Source organism: Geopseudomonas aromaticivorans, assembly GCF_019097855.1.
Lineage (GTDB): Bacteria > Pseudomonadota > Gammaproteobacteria > Pseudomonadales > Pseudomonadaceae > Geopseudomonas > Geopseudomonas aromaticivorans.
On the sequence record NZ_JAHRGL010000049.1, the window covers coordinates 138,685 to 163,892 of the forward strand.

Genomic DNA, 25,208 nt, shown 5'->3' on the forward strand with positions numbered 1-25,208 from the left:
AAAGCAGGACCTCAGGATGAACCGAGCGCTTTACCCCGGCACTTTCGATCCGATCACCAAGGGCCACGGTGACCTGATCGAGCGCGCTGCACGGCTGTTCGACGAAGTGATCATCGCCGTGGCGGCCAGCCCGAAGAAGAACCCGCTGTTCAGCCTGGAACAGCGCGTGGCCATGGCCGAGGCGGTGACCGCGCACCTGCCCAACGTGCGGGTGATCGGCTTTTCCAACCTGCTCGCCCAGTTTGCCCAGCAGCAGCAGGCCAACGTGCTGCTGCGCGGCCTGCGCGCGGTGTCGGACTTCGAGTACGAGTTCCAGCTGGCCAACATGAACCGCCAGCTCGCGCCGCAGGTGGAAAGCCTGTTCCTCACCCCGTCCGAGCAGTACTCCTACATTTCCTCGAGCCTGGTGCGGGAAATCGCGGCGCTCGGCGGCGACATCGACAAGTTCGTCCACCCGGCGATCGCCCGGGCCCTGCACGAACGCTACCCGGGTTGAGGCATACGGACGCATGCAGGCCGCGCACAGTTGCGGCACAATATGCAGGTTGACCGTTCCTGCGTCTGGAGTAGTTCCCATGTCCCTTATCATCACCGACGACTGCATCAACTGCGACGTCTGCGAGCCGGAGTGCCCCAACGGCGCGATTTCCCAGGGAGAGGAGATCTACGAGATCGACCCGAACCTGTGCACCGAGTGCGTCGGCCACTACGACGAGCCACAGTGCCAGCAGGTCTGCCCGGTGGACTGCATCCCGCTCGACCCCAACCATGTGGAAAGCCGCGACGAGCTGATGCAGAAGTACCTGATCATCAGCGGCAAGGCCTGATCTCCGCTGGCTGATCACAACGCCGGCCATCCCGCGAGGGGTGGCCGGCGTTGTCGTTTCTACTCCAGCTGGATCAGCGGCGCCTCGTCGCCGCTGCGGAAGGGCAGCTGCGGCATGATCTCGTGGGCGTCGCCCAGCCCCAGCAGCAGCACGTTGCGCAGGCTCTGGCCGATGCGGCTGGCATAGCCCAGATCGTTCATCAGCGAGCCGGCGCGCAGGCCGTCCAGACGCTGCTCGCGCACCGCGGCGAACAGCCGCTCGCGGAACGCCGCGTCGAAGTTGGCCGCCTGGGTGTCGAACACCTCCAGACGCGCCCTGAGCGCTTCGGCCGGCAGATCCAGCAGGCTGATCGCACGCATCTCGCGCAACACCCAGAGCAACTGGCGGCGCAGGTCGGCATAGGCCGCGCTGACCGCCGGTTCGCCGTTGGTCAGCAGGCGGCTGAGATTCTTCTGCAGGTGCTTGGCATCCTTCACCGCATCCACCAGCTGCAGCGCCACCAGCTGGCTGGCCATCCAGGCACGGCTGTGCGCCGCGTCCAGATTGACCTCCAGGCGCCCCATGTAGCTCAGCAGGTCGCCGTACACCCCCTTGATATGCCGCTGGTACAGCTGCTCGGCATCCAGCGCGCGCCCGGCCGTCTGCGCCGAGGCCTGCAGCAGCGCCTCGTCGATCTGCACGCTGCGCAGCTGGTCGACCGGCAGGTACAGGGCGTGGCAGATCACCTCCAGGCTCAGCCGTGCCAGGTGCTGCAGCTCGCGGGCCACCGCCTGCACCGCAGCGCCGGCCGAACCCAGCGCGCTCTCGTCGAGGTAGCGGGCCCGGGTCTGCGGCAGCTCCGGTGGCGCATGGCCATTGCTCACCTCGGCGATCAGCACGCGGGGCTCGGCCACCTCGGGCAGCAGGCGCTCCAGCCAGATGGCCAGACGGCCATGCCAGGGCAGGAACAGCAGCAGGCCCAAACCGTTGAACAGGGTATGGAACAGCGCCAGCTCGAACACGCCGCCACCGCCCAGACCAAGCCTGACGGCAGCCTGGCTGGTCAAGGCGGTCAGCGGCCCCAGCAGCAAGAGGGTGAGTACCGCCGTGCAGCCGTTGAACAGCACATGGGCGAGGGCCAGACGCTTGCCGGCACGCGCGCCGCCGAGCGAACCGAGCACCGCCGTGACGGTGCTGCCGACATTGGCGCCGATGGCCAGCGCGAAGGCCTGCTCGAGGCCGATCTGGCCGCTGGCCAGCGCGGTCAGGGTCAACATCAGGCTGGCGTGACTGGACTGCACCACCGCGGTCACCAGCAGGCCGACACCGGCGAACAGCAGCGCGCCCAGCAGGCCGGGCAACGCGATCTGCGCCGGGTCCAGCCATTCGCCGGCATCGCTGAAGCCATCCTTCATCAGGTCGATGCCGAGGAACAGGAAGCACACGCCGAGCAGCACGCGGCCGGCGCCCTTGGACTTAGGCCCGTTGAAGCCGAGCAGAATGCCGAATACCGCCAGCGGCAGGGCCATGGCGCCGAGGCTGGCGCTCTGGCCGACCCAGGCCAGCAGCCAGATGCCGCTGGTGGTGCCGAGGTTGGCGCCGAAGACGATGCACAACCCAGCGGCCAGACCGATCAGGCCAGTACCGAGGAAGGCGATGGTCAGCAGCGACACCAAGGTGCTCGACTGCAGCATGATCGTGGCGAGAATGCCGAAGCTCAGGCTCTTCCAGGCCCGGTCGGTGGCCTTGCCGAGGAAGCGCTCCAACTCGCTGCCGGCCAGCAGGCGCAACCCCTCCTCCAGGCACTGCATGCCGAACAGGAACAGGGCCAGCCCACCGGCCAGCCGCGCCCACCCCGGACTGAACCAGAACGACGCGGCCAGCACCAAGGCCAGCAGCCACATCAGCAACGCGTTAGCGGAATTTCTGGACAAGACTCCCCCCGGAGCAGTGTGCACTCGGCACGTTCAGGCAATGGCCGTGCGCAACACCGCCAAGCGGGCAGCAGTGTGGCAGCAGCGTGACTACCCCATGGCAATCGCGTGGCAATTCTGCCCGAAAGTAGCGCGGGAGGGGGGATGGGGAAAGGGCGTCCGGACGGACACCCTTTGCAGACTCAGTACTGGCCTTGGGAATCCTGCTGAGCCTGACGGTACGGCTTCTCGGCGCTGGTGCAGCCCAGGCAGCGCACGAACGCCTCGCGTCCCGGCGTGCCGATCAGCGCGTCTGCAGCCTCCTCGACGTTGCCGCCCAGCGCCGAGAACGGCAGGCTGACGATGAACACGGCGGCGCCGATGATGGTGCCGGCGATCAGCAGCGGGCGGGCGACCAGCAGGTCGCCGACCATGGCATAGGCCGGCGGGGCCTCCAGGGTGTAGGTCGGATCGCCGCTGACGTTGTCCTGTTGAGCAGACGCGGACAGCGGAAGGGTGGCCAGGCCGGTGGTCAGGATCAGGCCAAGAGCGGTGGAACGGAACAGATTCATGCGCAGGGTCCTTTTGCCGCGTTGCACGTGGGGATAACTATATCAGCGATTCGACGGCCGCCAGCGTGAACGCCGTCAATCGCCGCAGCCACACCTGGACTAAAAGTCGCCCGTCAGTGCTGACAGCGCGGACAGTACACGCTGGCGCGCTGGCCCAGCTTGACCTCGCGCAGGGTGCCGCCACAGACCTTGCAGAACTCGCCGCCGCGACCGTAGGCGAACAGTGCCTGCTGGAAGTAGCCGGGCTTGCCGTCGCCGCCGACGAAATCGCGCAGGGTGGTGCCGCCGCAGTCGATGGCCTGGGCGAGGATGCGCCTGATCTCCTCGGCCAGCTTCACATAGCGCGCCCGCGCGATGGAGCCGGCCTCGCGACGCGGGTCGATGCCGGCGGCGAACAGCGCCTCGGTGGCGTAGATGTTGCCCACGCCGACCACCACCGCGTTGTCCATGATGAACGGCTTGACCGCCACCCGCTTGCCGCGCGACAGCTGGTACAGGCGCTCGCCGTCGAAGGCATCGCCCAGCGGCTCGGGCCCCAGCTTGCGCAGCAGCTCGTGCTCGAGCGGGTCCTGGCTCCACAGCAGCGCACCGAAGCGCCGCGGGTCGGTGTAACGCAGCGCCAGCCCGGAATCCAGCTCGATGTCGACGTGCTCGTGCTTGGCCGCCGGCAGGCCGGCCTCGATCAGGCGCAGGCTGCCGGACATGCCCAGATGGCTGATCAGGGTGCCGCACTCGGCGCCGATCAGCAGGTACTTGGCGCGCCGCTCGACCCGCAGGATGCGCTGGCCGGACAGGCGCACGTCGAGATCCTCGGGGATCGGCCAGCGCAGGCGGCGCTCGCGCACGATCACCCGGGTCACCCGATGGCCTTCGAGATAGGGGGCGATGCCGCGGCGGGTGGTTTCGACTTCGGGCAGTTCGGGCATGACGATAGGCACGGGCACAACAGGGGGCGCCAACATAGCAGGATTGCCGGCGCGCCTCACCTCCGGGCGCCAGTCGGCAGGCGCCCGGCGCCCCGCCTTCCGCTATACTCGGCGCTTTTTGCGAGAGTGCCCCATGACCCTGCCCAGCCTGCGACTGAAAGCCAACGCCGAGCGCCGCCTGCGCGCCGGCCACCTGTGGGTCTACAGCAACGAGGTGGACGTGGCGGCCACTCCGCTCAGCCTGTTCGCCGCCGGCGACCAGGCCATCCTCGAGATGAGCAACGGCAAGCCGCTGGGCATCGTCGCGATCAGCCCGCAGAACCTGATCTGCGCCCGGCTGATCTCCCGCGACGTCAAGCACATGCTCGACAAGTCGCTGCTGGTGCACCGCATCAACGTCGCCCTCAGCCTGCGCGAGCGCCTGTTCGACAAGCCGTTCTATCGCCTGGTCTACGGCGACTCCGACCTGCTGCCCGGCCTGGTGGTCGACCGCTTCGGCGACTACCTGGTGGTGCAGATGGCCTCGGCGACCATGGAGCACCACAAGCACCACCTGATCGAGGCGCTGGTGCAAGTGGTCAAGCCGGCCGGCATCCTGCTCAAGAACGATTCGTCCGCCCGTGATGCCGAGGGTCTGCCGCGCTACGTCGACAGTGCCTACGGCCAGGTGCCGGAGTGGGTGGCGCTGGAAGAGAACGGCGTCAAGTTCGAGGCCCCGGTGCAGGGCGGCCAGAAGACCGGCTGGTTCTACGACCACCGCATGAACCGCGCGCGCCTGGCGCCCTACGTCAAGGGCAAGCGCGTGCTCGACCTGTTCAGCTACATCGGCGGCTGGGGCGTGCAGGCCGCGGCGTTCGGCGCCTCGGAAGTGATGTGCGTGGACGGCTCGGCGCTGGCGCTGGACGGCGTCGAGCGCAACGCCGCGCTCAACGGCGTCGCCGACAAGCTGGCCTGCGTCGAGGGCGACGTGTTCGAGGCGCTCAAGGAGCTGAAGGCCGCCGAGGAACGCTTCGACGTGATCGTCGCCGACCCGCCCGCCTTCATCAAGCGCAAGAAGGACCTGAAGAACGGCGAGGCCGCCTACCGTCGCCTCAACGAGGCCGCCATGCGCCTGCTCAACAAGGACGGCATCCTGGTCAGCGCCAGCTGCTCGATGCACCTGCCGGAGGACGACCTGCAGAACATCCTGCTGCAGAGCGCGCGCCACCTCGACCGCCACATCCAGCTGCTCGAGCGCGGCGGCCAGGGCCCGGACCATCCGGTGCACCCGGCGATCCACGAGACCCGCTACATCAAGAGCCTGACCTGCCGCATCCTGCCGAACTGAGGCGGATGCCCAGCGCGCCCACGCTCCGGCGTGGGCGCGCTGGGCATTGAAGTCAGTTCAGGCGGGGTTCGAGACGAACCTCGCCGACCTCCAGCGCCTGATAGCGTGATGCTACCGGCCTGACTGCCCCGCGACGCATCCGCTCGACCAGCTCGGCGCCCGACAGGCGCAGCCCCCCGGGCACAGCCATCACGCCGACACCCCGCCAACCACCCGCCTTGTCGTCGCGGGCGAAAATCGGCAATGGCAGCGCCGAACCCTGTCCGCTGCGGATCACCAGCACCTCCTGCGCACCATCGCCGTCCAGATCGACGGGCAGCAGGTTGCAGACCGTTCGTCGACAACCGGACGACTCCAGCCGGGCGAACAAGCCATCGACATCGGCCGGCTCCGTCCCCAGCCATTGCAGCTGGAGTGGGGGAAGCGCCTCCTCCTCATGCCGGTTGCGCCGCCACTCCCCGTACTGCCTGCTCTGCTGCAAGCGCTGCAGATCCGCACGCAACGGCGCAGCCTGCTCCGCCGGCAAGGCGCCGGGCTGCTCGAGCAGTTGCTCGAGGCGCGCCAGATAGCGCCGTCCCGGCTCGCCGAGTTGGAAGCGTAGCAAGCCTGCATCGAACTGCCCGGGCGCCACCTGCCCTGAAAGCAGACGGCGGAACTGGCTGGCCGCACTCAGCTCCTGCGGACTGAACCAGGGCGTCTGCAGCAGCACCAGCAGCACGGCAAAGGTCAGCGCGATGGGCGGATTGCTGCGCCGCAAGCCGTCCAGCCAGACCTCTGCGCGCCGCAGCACGGCACCTGCCGCGGCCAGTGCATACAGCAACGCCATGACGACCAGCAGGCCGACCAGCACGCGCGAGGGCGTCAGGCCGTACTGCTGCACCCGCAGCCACAGCGCATACCCCGCCAGCGCAGCCAGCAAAGGCAGGACCAGCAGGCTGGCATCGGCCATGAGGCGCAGCGGCCGGGCATAGCCGCAAGCCTGGCGGCCATCCTGGAACACCCCGTTGAGCAGGCACAGATGTGCGAACACCAGCGCCAGCAGGATCGCCGTGGCGCGCTTGGTTGCCCACAAGGGCTCCAGCCCGGTGAACGGCAGGCACACCACGAACAGCAGGACGATCAGCACGGTCAGCGGTAGCAAGGCCCGGCAGATCGCCAGCAGGAGGCCGCGCAGTGCCTCGATCACCGAGTCGCGTTGCAGACCGATGCGCACGCCCACCGCGAACACCGACGCACAGCTGAGCCAGACAAACACGCGGTTGAAGAACAACGCCGCGAAGAGCTTGATGCCCAGCACCGAGAACAACCCTGCCCACAGGGCGATCAGCAGCCAGAACAAACCGACCAGCAAGGCCGCCAGCAACAGGATCAGGCCGTTGTTCCAGGCGTGGCGGTAGAGCACCGTGTAATCGAAACGCCCACCCGAGCGCGAATCCCACGCCTGGATGAACGGCGTGAGGATGTAGAACAACACCAGCTCGCCGAACAACAGCGTGCTTCCCGGCGCGTCGCTCCAGCGCAGCGACTCTTGTCCGCGGCTCTGCCAGACGAACCAGGCCAGCAGCACCGCCAGCAGCAGCGCACAACCCAACACCAGTCGCCCGCGCCGTGCCTCGCGCCACTGCCCCCCGAGCAGTTGCACCTGCAGCGTGCCGACCAGCACGAAGGTCAACAACCCGGCCAGCAGCGCTCGTCCGTCCCCTGCGGAGGCCCAGGACTCCGTCACGCTCAACAGCACCAGCCCCTGGAAAAACCCCAGCCCCAGATAAAGCCCTAATGGATGACGCTCGCCCCTTTCGGCCATGTCGACGATCTCCCTATCAAGTGACACTCGCGTGCTTGTAGCGCTCCCTGTGGCCCGGGCCGGCTCGACCGGGGCACAGATCCCCCCGGCCAGCCGCCCGATGCAGCCATCCGCCAATCGCGGTATCCTGACAGCTTCCGTATCTGCCTGCATTCCGGGAACCCGCCATGCCTGACTATCGCTCGAAAACCTCCACCTTCGGCCGCAACATGGCCGGCGCCCGCGCGCTGTGGCGCGCCACCGGGATGAAGGACGAGGACTTCAAGAAGCCGATCATCGCCGTCGCCAACTCCTTCACCCAGTTCGTGCCCGGCCACGTGCACCTGAAGGATCTCGGCCAGCTGGTCGCCCGCGAGATCGAGAAGGCCGGCGGCGTGGCCAAGGAATTCGACACCATCGCCGTCGACGACGGCATCGCCATGGGCCACGACGGCATGCTCTATTCGCTGCCGAGCCGCGAGATCATCGCCGACTCCGTCGAGTACATGGTCAACGCCCACTGCGCCGACGCCATCGTGTGCATCTCCAACTGCGACAAGATCACCCCCGGCATGCTGATGGCCGCCCTGCGCCTGAACATCCCGGTGGTGTTCGTCTCCGGCGGGCCGATGGAAGCCGGCAAGACCAAGCTGGCCGCCCACGGCCTCGACCTGGTCGACGCCATGGTCGCCGCCGCCGACGACAGCTGCTCGGACGAGACCGTCGCCGAATACGAACGCAGCGCCTGCCCGACCTGCGGCAGCTGCTCCGGCATGTTCACCGCCAACTCGATGAACTGCCTGACCGAGGCCCTCGGCCTGTCGCTGCCGGGCAACGGCACCACCCTGGCCACCCACGCCGACCGCGAGCAGCTGTTCCTGCGCGCCGGCCGCCTGATCGTCGAGCTGTGCCAGCGCTACTACGGCGAGGGCGACGAGTCGGTGCTGCCGCGCAACATCGCCAACCGCAAGGCGTTCGAGAACGCGATGACCCTGGACATCGCCATGGGCGGCTCGACCAACACCATCCTGCACCTGCTGGCTTCCGCCCAGGAAGGCGAGGTCGACTTCGACCTGCGCGCCATCGACGCCCTGTCGCGTCGCGTGCCGCAGCTGTGCAAGGTGGCGCCGAACATCCAGAAGTACCACATGGAAGACGTGCACCGCGCCGGCGGCATCTTCTCGATCCTCGGCGAGCTGGCCCGCGGCGGCCTGCTGCACACCGACGTGCCGACCGTGCACAGCAAGACCATGGCCGACGCCATCGCCCAGTGGGACATCACCCAGACCAGCGACGAGGCCGTGCACACCTTCTTCAAGGCCGGCCCGGCGGGCATCCCCAGCCAGGTGGCGTTCAGCCAGGGGACCCGCTGGCCGAGCCTGGACACCGACCGCTTCGAGGGCTGCATCCGCAGCGTGGCGAACGCCTACTCCCAGGAAGGCGGCCTGGCCGTGCTGTACGGCAACATCGCCCTGGACGGCTGCGTGGTGAAGACCGCCGGCGTCGACGAGTCGATCCATGTGTTCGAAGGCACGGCGAAGATCTACGAGAGCCAGGACGCCGCGGTGAAGGGCATCCTCGCCGACGAGGTCAAGCCGGGCGACATCGTGATCATCCGCTACGAAGGCCCGAAGGGCGGTCCGGGCATGCAGGAAATGCTCTATCCGACTTCGTATCTCAAGTCCAAGGGCCTGGGCAAGCAGTGCGCCCTGCTCACCGACGGCCGCTTCTCCGGCGGCACCTCCGGCCTGTCGATCGGCCACGCCTCGCCGGAAGCGGCCGCCGGCGGCGCCATCGGCCTGGTCGAGGAAGGCGACAAGATCCTCATCGACATCCCCAACCGCAGCATCAACCTGCTGGTCGGTGCCGACGAACTGCACGCCCGCCGCCTGCACCAGGACCACAAGGGCTGGAAGCCGGCCGCGCCGCGCGCGCGCAAGGTCAGCACCGCGCTGAAGGCCTACGCCCTGCTCGCCACCAGCGCCGACAAGGGTGCGGTGCGCAACAAGGCGCTGCTCGACGACTGATCGTTTCCGCCGCCGTAACGACAAACGCCCCGCAATCGCGGGGCGTTTGTTTTCGTAAGGTGGATGGCCACCCCGTGGATGGCCACCCTGTGGATGGCCACCCTGTGGAAAACGCACGGCGCGATTTTCCACCGCTCTCTGTGCCGCAAAGGCGGATAAGACCTGCGGTCATTTTCCACCCTGCGACCTTCCCGCGCCGTCCGTCCGGCGGGTTCGCCTTTCGCCGATTCCGGCCTTCACTAGTGAGCAGGGGGAACCATCCATCACGTGAGGGTATCGACATGCTCATCCGCACCCTGGCCCTGCTGCTGACGCTGTGCTGCGCGCCGCTGGCCTGGAGCCAAACCCCGGCAGCGCCCGCTGCCGCCCAGGCCGAAAAGCCGAACGCCGCCCTGACCACCCGCCTGGCCCTGCGCGACCTGTGGGTCGAGCACATCTTCTGGGTCAGGAACTACGCACTGGCCAACCAGAACGGCAAGGCCGCCCAGGCCGAGACCGCCGCCAAGGAGGTGGTAGCCAACGCCACGGCGATCGCCAACAGCCTGCAACCGCTGTACGGCCAGCCGGCCGCCGACCAGATGCTCAAGCTGCTGGCCGGCCACTGGGGGGCGATCAAGGACTACAGTGACGCTACGGTGGTCAAGAACGCGGCCAAGCAGAAAGCCGCCATGGACACCCTGGTGAGCAACGCCAAGGCCATCGCCGCCTTCCTCGCCAAGGCCAACCCCTACCTGCCGGAAGACACCCTGGTGACCCTGCTCAGCGCCCACGGCGGACACCACCTCAGCCAGATCGACCAGTTCGCCAAAAAGGACTATGCCGGCGAGGCGAAGACCTGGCACGCCATGCGCGAGCACATTCTCGGCGTTGCCGATGCACTGGCCGGAGCACTGGTCAAGCAGTTCCCCGACAAGTTCTGAACCGCCCGCGGGGCGCCTCGCGCGCCCCGCGGCGGCCCACTGCGGCGTCTCAGCCGCGCGTCCACAGTTCGTAGGCATGCCCCGGCACATCCGCCGCCGGCTCGTGCGTCTCGCGTTCGGCCAGCCGCCAGTCGGCCTCGGCGAACTCCGGGAAGAAGGCATCGCCGTCCGGCTGCAGATGCACGCGGGTCAGGTACAGGCGCTGCGCCAGCGGCAAGCCTTGCGCGTACAGCTCGGCGCCGCCGATCAGCATCAGCTCGTCGACGCCCTGCGCGCGCGCCCACTGGTCGGCGCGGGCGATGGCGGCCGGCAGCGAGGTGAACACCTCGGCGCCCTCCAGCGTGAGGCCGGCCTGGCGGCTGACCACCAGGTTGAGCCGCCCGGGCAGCGGCCGGCCGAGCGAATCCCAGGTCTTGCGACCCATGATGATCGGCTTGCCGAGGGTCACGGCCTTGAAGTGCTTGAGATCCGCCGGCAGGTGCCAGGGCAGACGATTGTCGATGCCGATCACGCGGTTGTCGGCCAGCGCGGCGATCAGGGCGAGGGGGAGCGGTGTCGTGTTCATGGCGGCGAGGATAGCAGCCGGCGGGCGCCGCTGACGATGGCGCGGGGCCTTTGCGGTATCCTGCGCAGCATCAGACAGACACATGGAGTTGTGATGGCCACCCTGCTCACCTCGCTCAACGGCTGCCCGGCCACAAGCGGCGAACGAAAGGTCGCCAGCTTGTTCGACCGCCTGCTCGACGAGGACTACCTGTGCTGGTTCGACGTGCCGCTCGGCCCGCGCGGCCAGCGTCCGGACTTCACCCTCCTGCACCCGCTGCGCGGCATTCTGCTGCTGGAGGTCAAGGACTGGAAGCTGTCCACCCTGCACAAGCTCGACCGCAAGCAGGCCACCCTCATGCTACCCTCAGGGCCCAAACAGGCCAGCAACCCGCTGGAGCAGGTACGCCAGTACTGCCATGTGCTGGCCGGCCTGCTGCAGCGTGACCCCCAGCTGGTCCACCGGGACGGTCCCCGCCAGGGCCAGTTGCTGCTGCCCTGGGGCCACGGGGTGATCCTCACCCAGATCAGCCGCGCGCAGTTCGACGCGGCCGGCCTCGGCGAGGCCATGAATCCCAGCCAGGTGATCTGCAAGGACGAACTCGGCGAGGACCAGGATCCGGAAGCCCTGCAGACCCGCCTGTGGGACATGTTCACCGTCGCCTTCCCCTGCCACCTCGGCCCCGCCCAGGTCGACCGGGTGCGCTGGCACCTGTTCCCCGAACTGCGCCTGCGCAGCTCGCAGCAGAGCCTGTTCGAGGACGCCCCCGACCCCGGCCAGCCGCCGGCCGCGGCACCCGACCTGATCCGCATCATGGACCTGCAGCAGGAGCAGCTGGCGCGCAACCTCGGCGAGGGCCACCGGGTGATCCACGGCGTGGCCGGCTCGGGCAAGACCATGATCCTCGGCTACCGCGCCCTGCATCTGGCCAGGCTGCTGCACACGCCGATCCTGGTGCTGTGCTTCAACAAGGCACTGGCCGCGCGCCTGGCGCTGCAGATGGACGGCCATGGCGTCGGCGAGAAGGTCCAGGTGCGCCACTTCCACGCCTGGTGCGGCGAGCTGCTGCGCCGCCACGGCCTCCCCCTGCCGCAGGCTCGAGGGGGCGCCAACGCATACAACGAGCAACTGGTGTCGAGAACCCTCGAGGCCGTCGCCGCCGGGCAGATCCCGACCGGCCAGTACGGCGCCATCCTGATCGACGAGGGCCACGACTTCGCGCCGGAGTGGTTCCAGCTCGCCACCCAACAGGTCGACCCCGCCAGCCAGTCGCTGCTGGTGCTCTACGACGACGCCCAGAGCCTGTACCGGCGGCGCAAGTTCAGCTTCTCCAGCGTCGGCATCCAGGCCCGCGGGCGCACCACCATCCTGCGCCTGAACTACCGCAACACCGCCGAAATCCTCCAGGTCGCCGCGCGCTTCGCCGGCGACGGGCTGGCCGAGCAGACCGCCGAGGAAGACGGCATCCCGCGGGTGCCGCCGCAGAGCGTTGGCCGCCACGGCCCGCAGCCGCTGTGGCGCGAGTGCGCCGACGAGGCCGCCGAACTCGCCGCGGTGGCCGCCTTCCTGCGCGAGCGCCGCGCCGGCCTGGACAGCTGGGGGCAGTTGGCCGTGCTGGTGCGCACCAACGCCGACTGCGAGAAAGTCCGCGACCACTTGCAGCGCGTCGGCATTCCCGCCGGCCTGCTGGCGCAGAAGGACGCGCAGGCAGCACTGGTCGAGGACAGTGTGAAGGTGTTGACCCTGCACGCCAGCAAGGGCCTGGAGTTCGAGGCGGTGGCCATCCCCTTCGTCGGCCGTCTGCCGCACCCCAAGGTCGAGTCCGTCGACGACGAAAGCCGCGTGCTCTACGTCGGCATGACCCGCTCGCTGGAGCACCTGCTGCTCACCGCCAGCCAGGACTCGGCGTTCAGCCAGCGCCTGCGCACCATCCTGGCGCCTGGGACTCAACCGATCGAGGAGGCCGTTTGCCCCTGAAGCACATCCCTGACGCCCTCTGGCTCGCCGAAGCCGTGCGCCTCGCCGAAGAACACAGCGGCCCCCTGGAAGACGCCGAAGCCTGCCGCCAGGCGCGTGCCGCCGGCGGCGAGCTGCGCGGACGCATCGTCGCCCGCGCCAGCCAGCTGGCGCGCCGCGACGGCCTCGACCTGGCCCTGCAGCACTGGCGCCAGGGTGCCGGCCTCGGCCTCGTCCTGCTCAGCGTGCTGGCGCTGCTCAGCGGTGGCGGGCTGGCCTTCGCCGCGCTGGGCGATGGTGTGCGCCCGGTCAATCTGCTGTGGGCGCTGGGCAGCCTGCTCGGCCTGCACCTGCTGACCCTGCTCGGCTGGCTGCTGGGCCTGGTCTTCGGCGGCGCAGCCGGCAGCGCCCTCGGCCGCCTGTGGTTGGGGCTGACCGGCCGCCTGGCGCGCGACAGCCGCGGCGCCCTGCTCGGCCCGGCGCTGTCCCTGCTGCTCGGCCGCGCCGGGCTGCAGCGCTGGGCGCTGGGCCTGCTCAGCCACGGCCTGTGGCTGCTCGCCCTGCTCGCCGCGCTGCTTCTGCTGCTGGCCCTGCTGGCCACCCGCCGCTACGGCTTCGTGTGGGAAACCACCCTGCTGCCGGCGCCGAGCTTCGCCAGCCTGATCCACGGCCTCGGCGCCCTGCCGGCGCTGCTCGGCTTCCCGCAGCCCGACCTCGACCTGCTGCGCGCCAGCGGCGAGGCGGTGGTCGGTGGCGAGACGGCGCGGCAGACCTGGGCCGGCTGGCTGCTCGGCGTGTTCGTCGTCTACGGCCTGCTGCCGCGCGCGCTGCTCGCCCTGCTGTGCTTCTTCCAGTGGCAACGCGGACTGGGCGAGCTGCAGCTGGACCTCGAGCAGCCCGGCTACAGCCGCCTGCGCGAGCGCCTGCTGCCCTCCAGCGAGCGCCTCGGTGTCAGCGATGCGGCGCCGGCGCAGCTGCACCAGCCGCCGGCCGGTCATGCCCAGACCGCCAGCCAGGGCGCCCTGCTGGTCGCGGTGGAACTGGACGACCGCCGCCCCTGGCCGCCGGCGTTGCCGGCCGGCGTGACCGATGCCGGCATCCTCGACGAGCGCAGCCAGCGCCGCGCCCTGCTCGAGCAGCTGACCCGCCAGCCGCCCGCGCGCCTGCTGGTCGCCTGCGATCCGCGCCGCTCGCCGGATCGCGGCACCCTGGCGCTGCTCGGCGAACTGGCGCGCACGGCCGCGGAAACACGCATCTGGCTGCTGCCAGCACCGCCCGGCGAGGCGCTGGACGCGGCGCGCCTCGGCGACTGGCACGCCGCCCTCGCGCGCCTGCAGCTGCCCGCGGCGAACCACGCCGCGCTGAGCTGGCTGGAGACGGGACATGACTGAGCCGCTGAAGCTGGCCGTGGTCGGCCATACCAACGTCGGCAAGACCTCGCTGCTGCGCACCCTGACCCGCGACGTCGGCTTCGGCGAGGTCTCCCACCGCCCCAGCACCACCCGCCACGTGGAGGGCGCGCGGCTGTCGGTGGACGGCGAGGCGCTGCTCGAGCTGTACGACACCCCCGGTCTGGAGGACGCCATCGCCCTGCGCGACTACCTCGACGCCCTCGAGCCGCCCGGCGTGCGCCTGGACGGCCCCGAACGCATCCAGCGCCTGCTGGCCAGTCCCGAGGCGCGCGCCCGCTTCGAGCAGGAGGCCAAGGTGCTGCGCCAGCTGCTCGCCTCCGACGCCGGGTTGTACGTGATCGACGCCCGCGAGCCGGTGCTGGCCAAGTACCGCGACGAGCTGGCGGTGCTGGCCGACTGCGGCAAGCCACTGCTGCCGGTGCTCAATTTCGTCGCCAGTGCCGAACATCGCGAGGCTGACTGGCGCACGGCGCTGGCCCGCCTCGGCCTGCACGCGCTGGTGCGCTTCGACAGCGTGGCGCCGCCGCTGGACGGCGAGCGGCGCCTGTATGAAAGCCTGGCGTTGCTGCTGGAGCGGGCGCGGCCGCAGCTGGAGCGCCTGATCGTCGACCACGAGGCGCAGCGCCGCGCCCGCCGCCAGGCCGCTGCGCGGCTGATCGCCGAGCTGCTGCTGGACGCCGCCGCCGGCCGCCGCCTGGTGCCGGGCGACGAGGCCAGCCTGGCCTCGGCCACCACGCAGCTGCGCAGCGACCTGCGCAGCCGCGAACAGCGCTGCGTCGACGACCTGCTGCGCCTGTACGCCTTCCGCAGCGACGACGCCGAGGCCGGCGAGCTGCCGCTGTTGGACGGACGCTGGGGCGACGACCTGTTCCATCCGGCAACCCTCAAGCAGCTGGGGGTGAAGGTCGGTGGCGGCATGGCAGCGGGCGCCGCCGCCGGCGCCGGCATCGACCTGCTGGCCGGCGGCATCACCCTCGGCGCCGCAGCGGCGCTGGGGGCCATCGCCGGCGGCACCTGGCAGACCCTGCGCAACTACGGCGGCCGGATCAAGGGCAAGCTGACCGGCCAGCGCGAGCTGAGCGTCGACGACGCCGTGCTGCGCCTGCTGGCCCTGCGCCAGCGCCAGCTGCTCGGTGCGCTGGAGGCCCGCGGCCACGCCGCGCAGCAGCAGATCCGCCTGGACACCCCGCAGGCGCAGGCCTGGCGCGAGGGCCAGTTGCCGGCGGCGCTGCAGCGGGCGCGCGCCCACCCCGAATGGTCGACGTTGAACGGGGCGATCCGCGGGCAGTACGCCGAGCGTCAGGAGGAAATCCGCCGGCTGGCGGCGGAGATTGAGGCGTAGGGTGCGCCGCGCGCACCCGGGAGAGAATAGACGGTGCGCACCGCGCACCCTGCACGACGCCGGACTACTGCCCCGCCTGCAGCGCCGCCTTGATCGCCTGCAGCGCGGCGCGGTAGTAGACCTGGCCCTCCGCCGACTCGGCGAAGGCCGCGTACTCGCCCAGCTGGGCATCGCCGAGGTCGCGGTAGACGTACAGCAGGGTGTTCTCCAGCTCGCTGCCGATCTGCTGCTGCAGCCGCTCGCGCTGGCCGCCCAGCAGCTCCTGCGAGCCACCGTTGCCGAGCAGGCCGGGCAGGCCCGGCAGCATCTGGGTGAGGCTGTCGGCGGCGACGCCGGCCAGCGCCAGGCTGACTTCCGCGCCCGCCTCGCGTGCCGGCAGGGCTTTGCCCAGGCGCGTGACCAGGGCGCGGCGCGCCGGCGTGGCGTCCAGCCGCGGCAGACCTTTGGCATTGCGCGCCAGTTCGGCCGGCGAGCTGGCGCGCACCTCGCGCTGCACCACCGCGCGGCCCAGCGGGCTGTCGAAGAAGCGGATCGCCGGCAGCGGATCGGGCAGGCTGCTGCGCAGGCTGGCGAGCGCGCGCTGGTCCATCGCCTGCGCGGCAAAGCGGCGGTTGCTGTTGGCCACCAGGGTCTGGTAGACCGCCGGCGGCAGGCTGCCCTGATAGCGCTGCTGGGCCGCGACCACGGCGGCACTGAAGTTTTCCCGCTGCTGCGGCCAGCCAGCCAGTTCGTAGAGCAGGTCATGCTCGTCGGCATGACTGAACAGGCTGACAAGGCTCAAGGCAAGGGCAATCAGGACGCGCATGGCAACTCCCGCGAAACAGGTGCGTATTGTCGACCCCGAGGTCCGGCTTGTCGAGGCGCCGGCGCGGACAACGGGGACCGTCCAGCCGGATTGGACAGCCGAAAAGTGCTTTTGTCCGTCACCGCCCTCGAGCGGCCCCCTCGCGCCGCAGTTGCCTGTTCGCCAAACGGCTCAATAGAATGCGCCATGACCGAGCACAACACGCCGCTTCCCCTCCTCGACGATATCCTCGACGACCTGGCCAGCCAGGGCTGGTCGGTGCAGTCACTCGCCCTGCCGGCCGAACTGACCGCCGCGCTGGCCACCGAGTGCCGGCGCCGCTACGCCGCCGGCGCCCTGACCCGCGCCGCGATCGGCCGTGCCGGCGGGCAGACCCTCGACGAGAGCATCCGCGGCGACCATATCCAGTGGCTCGCCGCCGGCGAAACGGCCACCACCGACGCCTACCTGGGGATGCTCGACAGCCTGCGCGAGCGCCTCAACCGCGAGCTGTTCCTCGGCCTCGAGGACTACGAGTGCCACTTCGCCCTGTACCCGCCGGGCAGCTTCTACCGCCGCCACCTGGACCGCTTCCGCGACGACGACCGCCGCACGGTGACCACGGTGTTCTACCTCAACGAGGACTGGCGGCCGGAGCACGGCGGTGCCCTGCGCATCGAGCTGGCCGACGGCCGCGAGCACGACGTGCCGCCGGCCGCCGGCACCCTGGTGGTGTTCATGTCGGGCGACTTCCCCCACGAGGTGCTGCCGGCCAGCCGCGAGCGCCTGTCGCTCACCGGCTGGTATCGCCGTCGCGGCAACGGGCCGCTCTAGCCCGCGGCCTGCCATCGACTGGAACCTTTCGCGACAGCGGCTAGTCTGTACTGGACTTCCCCACGCATAAGGAACCTTGCGATGAAATCCCTGCTTGCCACCTGCGGCCTGCTGGCCGCCGTCATCCTGGCCACCCCGGCCCTGGCCGAAACGCCGCGCACCCCGGCCCCGGCCGGCGCCGCCGTGTACTTCATCGAGCCGGCCAGCGGCGCCACCGTCGGCCAGACCTTCACCGTCAAGTTCGGCCTCAAGGGCATGGGCGTGGCCCCGGCCGGCACCGATGCGCCGGCCACCGGCCATCACCACCTGCTGGTGGACGTGAGCGAGGCGCCGGCACTCGACCAGCCGCTGCCGGCCAGCGACAACATCCGCCACTTCGGCAAGGGCCAGACCGAAACCGAGCTCACCCTGCCGCCGGGCAAGCACACCCTGCAGTTGCTGGTGGGCGACAAGAACCACGTGCCGCTCGACCCGCCGGTGCAGTCGGAGAAGATCACCGTCACCGTGAAATAAGCGCGGCAACGAAAAAGGGAGGCCGAGGCCTCCCTTTTTTCATCCGTGCAGAGCGCTTAGAACAGCACGCGACTGCGGATGGTGCCCTTGACCTGCTGCAGCTTTTCCAGCGCCAGATCGGAGTACTCGGCGTCAACGTCGATCACCACGTAGCCGACCTTCTCGTTGGTCTGCAGGAACTGGCCGGCGATGTTGATGTTGTTCTCGGCGAAGACCTTGTTGATCTCGCTCATCACGCCCGGGATGTTCTCGTGGATGTGCAGCAGGCGGTGCTTGCCCTTGTGCGCCGGCAGGGCCACTTCCGGGAAGTTGACCGAGGACACCGAGGTACCGTTGTCGCTGTACTTGACCAGCTTCTCGGCCACTTCCAGGCCGATGTTGGCCTGCGCCTCGGCGGTGGAGCCGCCGATGTGCGGGGTCAGGATCACGCGATCCAGGCCGCGCAGCGGGCTCTCGAATTCCTCGTCGTTGGACTTGGGCTCGACCGGGAACACGTCGATGGCGGCGCCGATCAGGTGCTCGTCCTTGATCGCCTCGGCCAGGTGATCCAGCTCGACCACGGTGCCGCGGGCGGCGTTGATCAGGATGCCGCCCTTCTTCATGGCGCGGATTTCCTTCTCGCCGATCATCCACTGGGTGGACGGCAGTTCCGGCACGTGCAGGGAGACGATGTCGGCCATGCCCAGCAGTTCGTGCAGGCTACCCACCTGGGTGGCGTTGCCCAGCGGCAGCTTGGTCACGGTGTCGTAGAAGAACACCTGCATGCCCAGCGCCTCGGCCAGCACGGAGAGCTGGGTGCCGATGGAGCCGTAGCCGACGATGCCGAGCTTCTTGCCACGGATCTCGAAGGAGTTGGCCGCGCTCTTGATCCAGCCGCCGCGGTGGCAGGAGGCGTTCTTCTCCGGAATGCCGCGCAGCAGCAGGATGGCCTCGGCCAGCACCAGCTCGGCCACCGAACGGGTGTTCGAGTAGGGCGCGTTGAACACCGCGATGCCGCGCTCGCGGGCGGCGTTCAGGTTGACCTGGTTGGTGCCGATGCAGAAGCAGCCGACGGCGACCAGCTTCTTGGCGCAGTCGAAGACTTCCTCGGTCAGCTGGGTACGCGAACGGATGCCGATGAAGTGCACGTCGGCGATCTTTTCCTTGAGCTCCTCTTCGGACAGCGCGCCCTTCAGGTACTCGATGCTGGTGTAGCCGGCGGCCTTCAGGGTATCCACGGCGTTCTGGTGCACACCTTCGAGAAGAAGGAACTTGATCTTGCTCTTGTCGAGAGAGGTCGTCTTGCTCATCTGCGTAAACCTGTTGTCCCGGGAAATTGGCTGGGCGGTGGACAGCGCGGGCTGGCCGACCCGCGAGTCGGCGGCGGGCGCGATTGGCGGGGGGCGTATGTTAACATAGCCCCCCCGCGAAGCGCCCATCCCCGAGCATGAAGCCTGCTCAGGGTGACCATGAATTGCCCGAGATTCCCGCAGATGACGCAAGCTGCCCTGATCGATGAACTGAAGACCCTGGTCGAGCCCGGCAAGGTGCTCACCGACGCCTCCTCCCTGGACGCCTTTGGCAAGGACTGGACCAAGCAGTTCGAGCCCAATCCGCTGGCCATCGTCTTCCCCAAGAGCATCGAGGAAGTCCAGGCCATCGTGCGCTGGGCCAACCAGCGCCAGGTCGCCCTGGTGCCCTCGGGCGGGCGCACCGGCCTGTCCGCCGCCGCCGTCGCCGCCCACGGCGAAGTGGTGGTGTCGTTCGACTACATGAACAAGATTCTCGACTTCAACGCCTTCGACCGCACCGTGCGCTGCCAGGCCGGCGTGGTCACCGAGCAGCTGCAGAACTTCGCCGAGGAGCAGGGCCTGTACTACCCGGTGGACTTCGCCTCGGCCGGTTCCAGCCAGATCGGCGGCAACATCGGCACCAATGCCGGCGGCATCAAGGTGATCCGCTACGGCATGACCCGCAACTGGGTGGCCGGCCTCAAGGTGGTCACCGGCGCCGGCGAGATCCTCGAGCTGAACCGCGACCTGATCAAGAACGCCACCGGCTATGACCTGCGCCAGCTGTTCATCGGCGCCGAAGGCACCCTCGGCTTCGTGGTCGAGGCCACCATGCGCCTCGAGCGAGCGCCGAAGAACCTCACCGCCATGGTCCTCGGCACGCCGGATCTCGACTCGATCATGCCGGTGCTGCACGCCTTCCAGGGCAAGCTCGACCTGACCGCCTTCGAGTTCTTCTCCGACAAGGCGCTGGCCAAGGTGCTGGGGCGCGGCGACGTGCCGGCGCCGTTCGAGACCGAGTGCCCGTACTACGCGCTGCTCGAGTTCGAAGCCAGCAGCGAGGAGGTGGCCAACGCCGCCCTGGAGCTGTTCGAGCACTGCGTCGAGCAGGGCTGGGTGCTCGACGGCGTGATGAGCCAGAGCGAGCAGCAGCTGCAGAACCTGTGGAAGCTGCGCGAGTACATCTCCGAGACCATCTCGCACTGGACCCCGTACAAGAACGACATCTCGGTCACCGTGTCGAAGGTGCCGGACTTCCTCAAGGAAATCGACGCCATCGTCGGCGAACACTACCCGGACTTCGAGATCGTCTGGTTCGGCCACATCGGCGACGGCAACCTGCACCTGAACATCCTCAAGCCCGACGCCATGGCCAAGGAAGAGTTCTTCGCCAAGTGCGCCACGGTCAACAAGTGGGTATTCGAGACCGTCGAGAAGTACCACGGCTCGATCAGCGCCGAGCACGGCGTGGGTATGACCAAGCGCGACTACCTGGGCTACAGCCGCTCGCCGGAAGAGATCGCCTGCATGAAGGCGATCAAGGCCGTGTTCGATCCCAACGGCATCATGAACCCCGGCAAGATCTTCGCCTGACTCGCGCAGGGTGGAAAACCGCGTAGCGTTTTCCACCCTGACCGCGAACGGTGGAAAAGGCCGCCGGCCGTTTTCCACCCTATGGATTATCAGGAGTCTGTCATGAGCTACCAGCACCAGTACGTCGACGGCACCCGCATCCACTTCCCGGTGGGCAAGCTGGTCTGCGTCGGCCGCAACTACGCGGAACACGCCAAGGAACTGAACAACCCGGTGCCGAGCGAACCGCTGCTGTTCATCAAGCCGGCCACCGCCGCCGTGGCGCTGGAGGGCGGCTTCGCCCTTCCACAGGAACGCGGCAGCGTGCACTACGAGGCGGAAATCGCCGTGCTGATCGGCAAGCCGCTGTCGACCCGGCCGAACGACGAGGAAATCCGCGATGCCATCAGCGGTTTCGGCGTCGCCCTCGACCTGACCCTGCGCGACGTGCAGAGCCGCCTCAAGGACAAGGGCCACCCGTGGGAAATCGCCAAGGCCTTCGACGGTGCCTGCCCGCTGTCGCCGTTCGTCCCCGGCGATGCCGTGGAAGACCTGGCCGACATCGGCGTGCGCCTGAGCATCAACGGCGAACTGCGCCAGGACGGCAACAGCCGCGACATGCTGACGCCGATCCTCGAGCTGATCCGCTACATCAGCGGCCACTTCTCCCTGCAGCCGGGCGACGTGGTGCTGACCGGCACCCCGGCCGGCGTCGGCGCCCTGGCCAGCGGCGACCACCTGGTGGTCGAGCTGCCCGAGCTGTGCCGCTTCGAGAGCCGCGTGCTCTGAGCCACGCCACGAGCCGGGCGAGTACCGGCTCGTGGCTCCGCTGCGCAGACATTCACATCGTTTTCAACAGGCTGCAGGCATGCTGCGGCATCCGCCACCTTGAGAGCCTGTCGCCCATGCCGCCTCGCACTGCCCGCCGCTTCCTGCTGCCCGCCCTCCTGCTGTCGATCGGCGCCGGAGCGCTGATCGACAGCCACTTCATGCACTGGGGCGCACAGCTGGAACTGTACTGGCGCGAGCAGGCGGTGCCCCCCGCGGCGCGCGCCGCCGGCATCTGGCTGCCGGACTACCGCCTGGCGCGGGAAGCCACCCTCTCGGGGCTGGAACAGGACGAAACCTCCGGACTGACCTGGAACCCGCCGAGCGACACCCTGTTCACCGTCACCGGCAAGCACCCCAAGCTGGTCGAGCTGAGCCGGGACGGCCAGGTGCTGCGCAGCATCGCGCTGGTCGGCTTCGCCGACCCGGAAGCGGTGGAAGCGCTGGGCGACGGCCGCCTGGCCATCGTCGACGAGCGCCACCACCTGCTGGCGGTGTTCCGCCTCGCCGCGGACGCGCAACGCCTCGACCTGGCGGACACCGCCCGCTACGACCTCGGCTTTGCCGACGCCGGCAACAAGGGCTTCGAAGGCCTGGCCTGGAATCCGCGCACCCGGCGCCTGCTGCTGGCCAAGGAGCGCGACCCGCTGGGCCTGTTCAGCCTGCCGCTTCCCGACGCGGCGGACGCCGGCGTGACGCTCGAGGCGCTGCCCAGCGCGAGCCTGCCGGTGCGCGACCTGTCCTCGCTGACCGTCGACCCGCGCAGCGGCCGCACCCTGCTGCTCTCCGACGAGTCGCGCCTGCTGCTGGAGCTGGACGAACAGGGCAGGCCCTTCAGCTTCCTCAGCCTGTTCGGCGGCCGCAACGGCCTGACCGGCAGCATCGCGCAGCCGGAGGGCGTGACCATGGACGCGCAGGGCAACATCTACGTGGTCGGCGAGCCCAACCGCTTCTATGTGTTCAGCCGCCAGCCGGGCAGCACGCCGCGCTGAGCGCCTAGCCGGCCAGCGTCTCGTCCACCAGCAGCGCCTCGGGCGCGTGCTTCTTGACCGACTCCATGCCCTGGTTGCAACTGGCGGCGCTGGCATACATCTGGCTCTGACCGATCACCTGGCCGTTGGTGGCCTTGAGCACGAAGTACGGCCGCCCGTCCTTGGCGGTCAGCGGCTCGAAGGCCCCTTCGCGCACGGCATTCTTGCGCACAGACTCGATGCCGTTGAGCGCCGAATCCTTGGCCTTGTACTGCTCGCTGCTCAGGATCGGCTGACCGTTGCTGGCCTCCAGGTTGAACTGGAACTGGCCGTTGCTGGCTTTCTTCAGGCGAAACTTGCCGGACATGGCATACCTCCTTGGTTGGCGGATCGCTTGCGGATAAAACTAGACGCTATTTGCGTGGCCTGCCGGACCACGCCGCCGCCAACCGGGAAATCCGCACCCCAGACAGCAAGAAGGCCGTCCCCCCCCAGGGTGGCCGGCCTTCCGCGGGGGCACGCCGAAACTCAGCGTTCGAGGCGGCGCACGCCCTCGTTGGTGCCGAGCAGCAGCAGGTCGGCCGGGCGGGCGGCGAACAGGCCGTTGGTGACCACGCCGACGATGTTGTTGATCTGCTGCTCCAAGGCCACCGCATCGCCGATCAGCAGGTTGTGCACGTCGAGGATGAGGTTGCCGTTGTCGGTGACGAAGCCTTCGCGGTACTCGGGGTCGCCGCCCAGCTTGACCAGTTCGCGGGCCACATGGCTGCGCGCCATCGGCAGCACTTCCACCGGCAGCGGGTACTCGCCGAGGCGCTCGACCAGCTTGCTGCCGTCGGCGATGCAGATGAAGGTCTTGGCCACCGCCGCGACGATCTTCTCGCGGGTCAGCGCGCCGCCGCCGCCCTTGATCAGCTCCAGGCGCGCATTGGTCTCGTCGGCGCCGTCGACATAGAACTCCAGCTCGGCAACGCTGTTGAGGTCGTACACCGGGATGCCGTGGCTCTTCAGGCGGGCGGCGGTGGCTTCGGAGCTGGCCACCGCGCCATCGAAGTCGTGACGGATCTTCGCCAGGGCGTCGATGAAGCAGTTGGCGGTGGAGCCGGTGCCGACGCCGACGATGCTGCGCGACTCGAGGCGCGGATGGATGAAATCGACAGCGGCCTGGGCCACCGCCTGCTTGAGCTGATCCTGGTTCATGGCGGATTCCGCGAAGAGAAAAATCGACCGGCATTATAACGTCAAGACGGCGCGGATCGGCGCAGCGGGCGGGTTTTTGCCGGTGGCCGATGGGCGGTGGCGAGAGTAGACTCGGGCCCATTCCGCCTACCCCGTCTGCGAACTCTCCGATGCTCGAACAGTACGTGAAGAAGATCCTCACCTCGCCCGTCTACGATGTGGCGGTGGAAACCCCCCTGCAACCGGCGCGCAGCCTGTCCGAACGACTGAACAACCAGATCCTGCTCAAGCGCGAGGATCTGCAGCCGGTGTTCTCCTTCAAGATCCGCGGCGCCTACAACAAGGTCGCCCAGCTCAGCGAGGAGGAAAAGGCCCGCGGGGTGATCGCCGCCTCCGCCGGCAACCACGCCCAGGGCCTGGCGCTGAGTGCGAAGAAGCTCGGCATCAAGGCGATCATCGTCATGCCCAAGAGCACGCCGGACATCAAGGTGCAGGCGGTGCGCGCCCGCGGCGCCCGCGTGGTGCTGCACGGCGACGCCTTCCCCGAGGCGCTGGCGCACTGCCTCAAGCTGGTCGAGGAGAAGGGCTACACCTTCGTGCATCCCTACGACGATCCGGACGTGATCGCCGGCCAGGGCACCATCGCCATGGAGATCCTCCGCCAGCAGCCGGGCCGCCTCGACGCGATCTTCGTGCCGGTCGGCGGCGGCGGGCTGATCGCCGGCATCGCCGCCTACGTGAAGTACCTGCGCCCGGACATCAAGGTGATCGGCGTCGAGCCGGAGGAGTCCGACTGCCTGCGCGCCGCGCTGGCCGCCGACGAGCGAGTGATCCTCAGCCAGGTCGGCCTGTTCGCCGACGGCGTGGCGGTGGCGCAGATCGGCGCCGAGCCGTTCCGCATCTGTCGCGCCTTCGTCGACGAGGTGGTCACCGTCAGCACCGACGAGATCTGTGCGGCGATGAAGGACATCTACGACGACACCCGCTCGATCACCGAGCCCGCCGGCGCCCTCGGCGTCGCCGGGATCAAGCGCTACGTGCAGCGCCGCGGCGTCAGCGGGCAGACCCTGGTGGCCATCGACTCCGGTGCCAACGTCAACTTCGACCGCCTGCGCTACGTCGCCGAGCGCGCCGAGCTGGGCGAGCAGCGCGAGGCGATCATCGCGGTGACCATCCCGGAGAAGCCGGGCAGCTTCAAGGCGTTCTGCCAGGCCATCGGCAAGCGCGCGATCACCGAGTTCAACTACCGCTACAAGTCGCCGGACGAGGCGCAGATCTTCGTCGGCGTGCAGACCCATCCGGAGAACGACCCGCGCGAACAGCTGGTGGCGATGCTGCGCGAGCAGGGCTTCCCGGTGCTCGACCTGACCGACAGCGAGCTGGCCAAGCTGCACATCCGCCACATGGTCGGCGGCCACGCGCCGGGCGCGGAGAACGAGCGGGTGTACCGCTTCGAATTCCCCGAGCGCCCCGGTGCGCTGTTCAACTTCCTCAACAAGCTCGGCGGGCGCTGGAACATCTCGATGTTCCACTACCGCAACCACGGCGCCGCCGACGGCCGCGTGCTGGTCGGCCTGCAGGTGCCGGAGGACGAGCGGGCGCTGCTCACCGAGGCCCTCGACGGTATCGGCTATCCGTACTGGGACGAGAGCAACGACCCGGCCTACCGGCTGTTCCTCGGCTGACCCCGGCCAGACCGATCACAGGGAGGTGATCGCCATGCCCCAC

Annotated in this window: 23 protein-coding genes; 14 read left to right on the forward strand and 9 right to left on the reverse strand. The window is 69.0% G+C overall.

All coding sequences use genetic code 11. The features are described from left to right. The first annotated feature begins 16 nt into the window (after positions 1–16). Positions 17–496, forward strand: coding sequence for a pantetheine-phosphate adenylyltransferase (gene coaD / locus KRX52_RS15235; RefSeq protein WP_217682572.1), 480 nt, complete (start codon positions 17–19; stop codon positions 494–496). A 79-nt stretch (positions 497–575) separates the two neighbouring features. Next, positions 576–827, forward strand: a complete 252-nt coding sequence (locus KRX52_RS15240; RefSeq protein WP_090212384.1) for a YfhL family 4Fe-4S dicluster ferredoxin — start codon at positions 576–578, stop codon at positions 825–827. A gap of 59 nt (positions 828–886) precedes the next feature. Here KRX52_RS15240 and KRX52_RS15245 read toward each other — a convergent pair whose 3' ends face one another. The 3 genes from KRX52_RS15245 to mutM form a co-directional block, all read right to left on the reverse strand. Next, on the reverse strand, positions 887–2,710 hold the full coding sequence (locus KRX52_RS15245; RefSeq protein WP_217682694.1) for a Na/Pi cotransporter family protein: 1,824 nt from the start codon (positions 2,708–2,710) through the stop codon (positions 887–889). Between the two features lie 212 nt (positions 2,711–2,922). Further along, positions 2,923–3,291, reverse strand: coding sequence for a multidrug transporter (locus KRX52_RS15250; RefSeq protein ID WP_217682573.1), 369 nt, complete (start codon positions 3,289–3,291; stop codon positions 2,923–2,925). Positions 3,292–3,404: 113 nt separating this feature from the next. Continuing rightward, a complete protein-coding gene (gene mutM / locus KRX52_RS15255; RefSeq protein WP_217682574.1) occupies positions 3,405–4,217 on the reverse strand; it encodes a bifunctional DNA-formamidopyrimidine glycosylase/DNA-(apurinic or apyrimidinic site) lyase in 813 nt (270 codons plus the stop codon). A gap of 133 nt (positions 4,218–4,350) precedes the next feature. On the opposite strand from mutM, the gene KRX52_RS15260 reads away from it, so the two are divergent. Next, entirely contained in the window at positions 4,351–5,544 is a 1,194-nt protein-coding gene (locus tag KRX52_RS15260; RefSeq protein ID WP_217682575.1) for a class I SAM-dependent rRNA methyltransferase, read from the forward strand. Between the two features lie 52 nt (positions 5,545–5,596). Here KRX52_RS15260 and KRX52_RS15265 read toward each other — a convergent pair whose 3' ends face one another. Beyond that, positions 5,597–7,348, reverse strand: a complete 1,752-nt coding sequence (locus KRX52_RS15265; protein ID WP_217682576.1) for a DUF4153 domain-containing protein — start codon at positions 7,346–7,348, stop codon at positions 5,597–5,599. 167 nt (positions 7,349–7,515) lie between these two features. Here KRX52_RS15265 and ilvD point away from each other — a divergent pair, with 167 nt between their 5' ends. Then, positions 7,516–9,354: a dihydroxy-acid dehydratase gene (gene ilvD / locus KRX52_RS15270; protein WP_217682577.1), complete on the forward strand. Its 1,839-nt coding sequence runs from the start codon at positions 7,516–7,518 to the stop codon at positions 9,352–9,354. Between the two features lie 281 nt (positions 9,355–9,635). Then, positions 9,636–10,274: a hypothetical protein gene (locus tag KRX52_RS15275; protein WP_217682578.1), complete on the forward strand. Its 639-nt coding sequence runs from the start codon at positions 9,636–9,638 to the stop codon at positions 10,272–10,274. A 49-nt stretch (positions 10,275–10,323) separates the two neighbouring features. Here KRX52_RS15275 and KRX52_RS15280 read toward each other — a convergent pair whose 3' ends face one another. Then, positions 10,324–10,839 carry a dihydrofolate reductase gene (locus KRX52_RS15280; protein WP_217682579.1) on the reverse strand — a complete coding sequence of 172 codons (516 nt, stop codon included), beginning with the start codon at positions 10,837–10,839 and terminating at the stop codon, positions 10,324–10,326. A 93-nt stretch (positions 10,840–10,932) separates the two neighbouring features. Here KRX52_RS15280 and KRX52_RS15285 point away from each other — a divergent pair, with 93 nt between their 5' ends. From KRX52_RS15285 to KRX52_RS15295, 3 genes are read left to right on the forward strand one after another with little or no spacing between them, the layout of a single operon-like run. Further along, entirely contained in the window at positions 10,933–12,795 is a 1,863-nt protein-coding gene (locus KRX52_RS15285; RefSeq protein ID WP_217682580.1) for a DEAD/DEAH box helicase, read from the forward strand. After that, on the forward strand, positions 12,786–14,165 hold the full coding sequence (locus tag KRX52_RS15290) for a DUF2868 domain-containing protein (RefSeq protein ID WP_437439708.1): 1,380 nt from the start codon (positions 12,786–12,788) through the stop codon (positions 14,163–14,165). The genes KRX52_RS15285 and KRX52_RS15290 overlap by 10 nt, the downstream gene beginning before the upstream one ends. Further along, positions 14,158–15,528: a DUF3482 domain-containing protein gene (locus KRX52_RS15295; protein WP_217682581.1), complete on the forward strand. Its 1,371-nt coding sequence runs from the start codon at positions 14,158–14,160 to the stop codon at positions 15,526–15,528. Before KRX52_RS15290 ends, KRX52_RS15295 begins: the two co-directional genes overlap by 8 nt. Positions 15,529–15,592: 64 nt before the next feature. Here the strand turns inward: KRX52_RS15295 and KRX52_RS15300 are convergent, their stop codons facing one another. After that, positions 15,593–16,333 carry a hypothetical protein gene (locus tag KRX52_RS15300; protein WP_217682582.1) on the reverse strand — a complete coding sequence of 247 codons (741 nt, stop codon included), beginning with the start codon at positions 16,331–16,333 and terminating at the stop codon, positions 15,593–15,595. Positions 16,334–16,519: 186 nt separating this feature from the next. On the opposite strand from KRX52_RS15300, the gene KRX52_RS15305 reads away from it, so the two are divergent. Together KRX52_RS15305 and KRX52_RS15310 are read left to right on the forward strand one after the other, a co-directional pair. Then, entirely contained in the window at positions 16,520–17,146 is a 627-nt protein-coding gene (locus KRX52_RS15305) for a 2OG-Fe(II) oxygenase (RefSeq protein WP_217682583.1), read from the forward strand. A gap of 81 nt (positions 17,147–17,227) precedes the next feature. Next, positions 17,228–17,659, forward strand: coding sequence for a DUF4399 domain-containing protein (locus KRX52_RS15310; protein WP_217682584.1), 432 nt, complete (start codon positions 17,228–17,230; stop codon positions 17,657–17,659). A 56-nt stretch (positions 17,660–17,715) separates the two neighbouring features. Here KRX52_RS15310 and serA read toward each other — a convergent pair whose 3' ends face one another. Continuing rightward, positions 17,716–18,948, reverse strand: a complete 1,233-nt coding sequence (gene serA / locus KRX52_RS15315) for a phosphoglycerate dehydrogenase (protein ID WP_217682585.1) — start codon at positions 18,946–18,948, stop codon at positions 17,716–17,718. Positions 18,949–19,131: 183 nt separating this feature from the next. On the opposite strand from serA, the gene KRX52_RS15320 reads away from it, so the two are divergent. The 3 genes from KRX52_RS15320 (at position 19,132) to KRX52_RS15330 (ending at position 22,322) form a co-directional block, all read left to right on the forward strand. After that, positions 19,132–20,523, forward strand: a complete 1,392-nt coding sequence (locus KRX52_RS15320; protein ID WP_217682586.1) for a D-2-hydroxyglutarate dehydrogenase — start codon at positions 19,132–19,134, stop codon at positions 20,521–20,523. 102 nt (positions 20,524–20,625) lie between these two features. Then, the gene (locus KRX52_RS15325) at positions 20,626–21,291 is read left to right on the forward strand and encodes a fumarylacetoacetate hydrolase family protein (RefSeq protein WP_217682587.1); all 666 of its coding nucleotides are present in this window, start codon (positions 20,626–20,628) and stop codon (positions 21,289–21,291) included. Between the two features lie 116 nt (positions 21,292–21,407). Beyond that, the gene (locus tag KRX52_RS15330; RefSeq protein WP_217682588.1) at positions 21,408–22,322 is read left to right on the forward strand and encodes an SdiA-regulated domain-containing protein; all 915 of its coding nucleotides are present in this window, start codon (positions 21,408–21,410) and stop codon (positions 22,320–22,322) included. 4 nt (positions 22,323–22,326) lie between these two features. Here KRX52_RS15330 and KRX52_RS15335 read toward each other — a convergent pair whose 3' ends face one another. After that, entirely contained in the window at positions 22,327–22,668 is a 342-nt protein-coding gene (locus tag KRX52_RS15335) for a YegP family protein (protein WP_217682589.1), read from the reverse strand. A gap of 161 nt (positions 22,669–22,829) precedes the next feature. Beyond that, positions 22,830–23,501, reverse strand: coding sequence for a ribose-5-phosphate isomerase RpiA (rpiA, locus tag KRX52_RS15340; protein ID WP_217682590.1), 672 nt, complete (start codon positions 23,499–23,501; stop codon positions 22,830–22,832). A gap of 89 nt (positions 23,502–23,590) precedes the next feature. Between rpiA and ilvA the strand changes: the two genes are divergently transcribed. Continuing rightward, entirely contained in the window at positions 23,591–25,165 is a 1,575-nt protein-coding gene (gene ilvA / locus KRX52_RS15345) for a threonine ammonia-lyase, biosynthetic (protein WP_217682591.1), read from the forward strand. Positions 25,166–25,208: the final 43 nt, after the last annotated feature.